The sequence below is a fragment of the Neobacillus drentensis genome (assembly GCF_036962765.1).
In the GTDB taxonomy this organism is placed as follows: domain Bacteria; phylum Bacillota; class Bacilli; order Bacillales; family Cytobacillaceae; genus Neobacillus; species Neobacillus drentensis_C.
Window position 1 is genome coordinate 1 of sequence record NZ_JBALOS010000093.1, and the last position, 3,617, is coordinate 3,617.

The 3,617-nt window shown below is 39.5% G+C and carries 4 protein-coding genes; 1 reads left to right on the forward strand and 3 read right to left on the reverse strand.

Features of this window, described 5'->3' with window-relative positions; genetic code table 11:
* Positions 1-282 precede the first annotated feature (282 nt).
* Positions 283-1,137, reverse strand: coding sequence for a hypothetical protein (locus tag V7137_RS13100; protein ID WP_335698497.1), 855 nt, complete (start codon positions 1,135-1,137; stop codon positions 283-285).
* A 241-nt stretch (positions 1,138-1,378) separates the two neighbouring features.
* Positions 1,379-2,461: a branched-chain amino acid aminotransferase gene (locus V7137_RS13105; RefSeq protein ID WP_335698498.1), complete on the reverse strand. Its 1,083-nt coding sequence runs from the start codon at positions 2,459-2,461 to the stop codon at positions 1,379-1,381.
* A 383-nt stretch (positions 2,462-2,844) separates the two neighbouring features.
* On the opposite strand from V7137_RS13105, the gene V7137_RS13110 reads away from it, so the two are divergent.
* Entirely contained in the window at positions 2,845-3,285 is a 441-nt protein-coding gene (locus tag V7137_RS13110) for an SRPBCC family protein (RefSeq protein WP_335698499.1), read from the forward strand.
* 43 nt (positions 3,286-3,328) lie between these two features.
* Here the strand turns inward: V7137_RS13110 and V7137_RS13115 are convergent, their stop codons facing one another.
* Positions 3,329-3,496 (reverse strand): hypothetical protein, encoded by a 168-nt coding sequence (locus V7137_RS13115; RefSeq protein WP_218349843.1) that lies wholly within the window; start codon positions 3,494-3,496, stop codon positions 3,329-3,331.
* Positions 3,497-3,617 lie beyond the last annotated feature (121 nt).

The window sequence follows — 3,617 nt, forward strand, 5'->3', positions numbered from 1 at the left end:
CGACATTTGTCCTTCATACCGCTCATGAAGGACAAATCCCATGAACCTGCGGCGACATTTGTCCTTCATACCGCTCATGAAGGACAAATCCCATGAACCTGTGGAAACTTTTGTCCTTCATACTGCTCATGAAGGACAAATCACATAATCCTGCGGCGACATTTGTCCTTCATACCGAACGATTAATGGATGATAACAAATTCTCCTGGAAAAATTCAATAATTTCTCAGACGACAGGCAATATAAAAAAACGAACAGTGAAATCACTGTTCGCGAATATTTTTAAACCTGTAGTGGATGTTCTTTTTTTATAGTGATATATTTTTTTCCTTTTTGGGGACAGAATGCATCAGCTAGTAACAAATGCCAAGTCACCTGTTTCTCCCTTTTGCCAATTAAGCCATTTATGATAAGGCCCGGCATAAATAAATGGCTTGAAAAATCTTTCAGGTAAAAAGTACGCTTCGTATCGATATCAGTAACGACAATGTTATCCTCAATCATACTTGTCACTTCGAATACACTACTTACTTTCTCAGTACAGAGGTTAAAGCTTTGATTTGTTTTTTCTAAATCTTGAAAAGGGTCCCAATCCTTATGATGCATGCGAGGGTAGTCTCTTAACATGAAGGCATTAAATAGTTTTTCACAGATTTTAAGGTCAGGAGATGCTTCGTCTGTATATGTCTTAATGACTGAATACCAAGAGGTACCCACTCGCTTATCAAGCCAGCGGACAAACTTTCTTAACTGAAAGAGGAAGGATTCCACTTCTTTTTGATCTTTTGATACATCCAAATTATGAGGATAAAAAGTAAAAATGAGTTCTTCCCAAAATGAGGGCTGGCAGTCTTTCCATGAAGGAGGACAGTTATCTTCTAAACGAGTCGTCATGAATTTTGAGAGGATGCGGAGAAATTCGTTGCGCTGAGTATCAGAGGGTTTTTCTTGTTTATAGGCAATTAAATCTTTTCCATAGTACTCAAACAGACCACGATGTCGCATCTCAAATTCAGAACTAATGGCTAGATTCATAAGGAATTCTTTGCGTTCTTTGGGATTCGCAAAGGGATGCATAAATACTCTCATTTGGTTATTTTCGGCGACAATCGACTTTTTGTTGCGGCGGTTTTTCATCGAACAAATCAACCTGCTTTCGTATTTTTTTATGTTTGGTTAAACCATGGAGAGGAGGCATAGGTGAGGGAGGGAACAGGAGTGTCTACTCGTAGTATACCGTTTAATCGAAGTGAAAAATGAAAGACTATTGAAAGTTTTGTGAATTCAGCAAAAAGTGACAAATGCAACCGGAGGAAAACGAGAAAAAAGGCGAACAGTGACTGACACTGTTCGCCTAAGCGAAACGGGCGCTTCCTCTTTAAACTTCCACCTTAGCAACCTTTACTGTCCAGTTAAATGGGTCTTCTTTTTTGCCAAGTTGAATTCCGGTCATTTCATCATAAATGCGTTGAGAGAGTTCGCCGATTTTTCGGTCATTGATCACAATGGCTTGCTCATTCCAATTTAATTCTCCAACAGGGGAAATGACGGCGGCTGTTCCTGCACCAAAGACTTCTTCAAGTTCTCCGCGTTGATGAGCTGCAAATACCTCTTCAATTGAGATTTTTTCTTCGCGTACAGGGATTTTCCAATACTTTAATAGTTCAAGGACGGAATCTCGTGTAACGCCAGGTAAAATGCTGCCATTTAATCTCGGTGTGACTACTTCACCATTAATTTTGAAGAAGATATTCATGCTGCCGACTTCTTCAACATATTTGTTCTCTTTTGCATCGAGCCAGAGGATTTGGGCAAAACCATTTTCCTCGGCCTTTTCTTGTGCCTTCAGACTAGCAGCATAATTTCCGGCAGTCTTCACATGGCCAACTCCACCAATCACAGCCCGGACATAGTGTTCTTCCACATATATTTTCACCGGACTTAATTGATCCCCATAATAAGCTCCTGATGGAGAGAGGATAACAAGCAATTTATATTGTTTTGCTGGCCGGACACCAAGATAGGGTTCGGTTGAGAAAATGAACGGACGAATGTATAAAGAAGTTCCATCACCCTCAGGAATCCAATCTTTTTCCGTTATAATTAATTGTTTAATGGCTTTTAATAAAAAATCCTCATCAATTTGCGGAATACAGAGGCGATCGCAGGAATCATTCAAGCGTCTCATGTTTTTTTCTGGACGGAAGAGCTGGATATCTCCATCCGCTGTCTTATAGGCTTTCATTCCCTCAAAGATGGCTTGTCCATAGTGAAAGACCATCGCGGACGGTTCGAGAGTTAATGGTTCGTAAGGAGTAATCCGTGGATCACACCAGCCCACTTCATGATGATAATCCATGACAAACATATAATCGCTAAAATACTTCCCAAAACCAAGTGAAGCAAAATCAGGTTTTTCCTTTAAAACTTCCCTTTGAATAAATCCAATTTCTTGTTTCATGGTTACACCTCTTGTCGATTCTCTACTTTATCTTTTTTGAAAAAGTAGGCTTTGTCTGAGCGGAAATACTAAAATTTTAAATTAACTGTATTATCTAACTATACCACTTAAGTAGGACTCCTTCCATTCTCTAGTTTTCTATGGTCCGTCAAATTGCTTAGAAAATGAGAAGGCGTGCATTTATGTTGTAAGGAGTCAAACATAATTATTTAAAAAAGTGCAGAAACTAGAAGTTAATACCTAGACGAGATACAAGAATAAAGGGAGATACACAGATGTCATTGGTGATTTTTTCTACAATTTGTTCACTTGTGGTTATTTACTTTACGGACCTATGTAGAAAAAACAAGTCATAAACATTGTAGGTTGTGGAGGTTAATCAAGTGGTAGATATTTTTACAGACATAATAATCGATCGCCCTGTTGCAGAGGTTTCTACCTATGCAGCCAATCCGGACCACGCGCCTGAATGGTATGTAAATATTCAATCGGCCGAATGGAAAACGGAAAAACCATTGAAGCTGGGTTCAAAAGTGGCCTTTAAAGCACAATTTCTAGGGAGAGAGCTTGCTTATATCTATGATATTACAGAGTTTACGCCAGAAAAGAAGCTAGTGATGAAAACCGCACAGGGACCATTTCCGATGGAGACGATCTATACTTGGGAGGCATTAGCAGGCAACCGCACGCGGATGACCTTAAGGAACAAGGGGAATCCGACTGGTTTTTCAATAGTTTTTGCCCCGTTTATGGCACCAATGATGAAGCGAGCAAACATGAAAGATTTAAAACATATTAAGGAAATTCTTGAATCGGGAAGGTAACTGGGAGACCAAAAAAACGCCGCAAATGGGCGTCTAAAAGTAATTATGATTGTTGATTATTTTCTGTAACATTAGTAAACGCATTAGGGTCGACCGTGTTGGCTCCGTAATCAGGAACATTGCTCGCATGCTCTATGTGATACTGAGTTCCGGAACCTTGCTGATTAGGATTCGTTTTTCCTTTTTGCTGGTTGTTTTGTTGATTTGGCATATACTCACCCCCCTAAACCTAAAGAGTAGTGTACGTAGTATTGAGAGAATTATTCTGCGATTCAATATAGAAGTGAGGCAATCTGCTTCACCTCCTGTTTAGTTTAATAAAGGCTCTTTTC

Coding starts and splice junctions, on each gene's coding strand:
- V7137_RS13100 (WP_335698497.1), bottom strand. CDS start 1,137: ATGAAAAACCGCCGCAACAAAAAGTCGATTGTCGCCGAAAATAACCAA.
- V7137_RS13105 (WP_335698498.1), bottom strand. CDS start 2,461: ATGAAACAAGAAATTGGATTTATTCAAAGGGAAGTTTTAAAGGAAAAA.
- V7137_RS13115 (WP_218349843.1), bottom strand. CDS start 3,496: ATGCCAAATCAACAAAACAACCAGCAAAAAGGAAAAACGAATCCTAAT.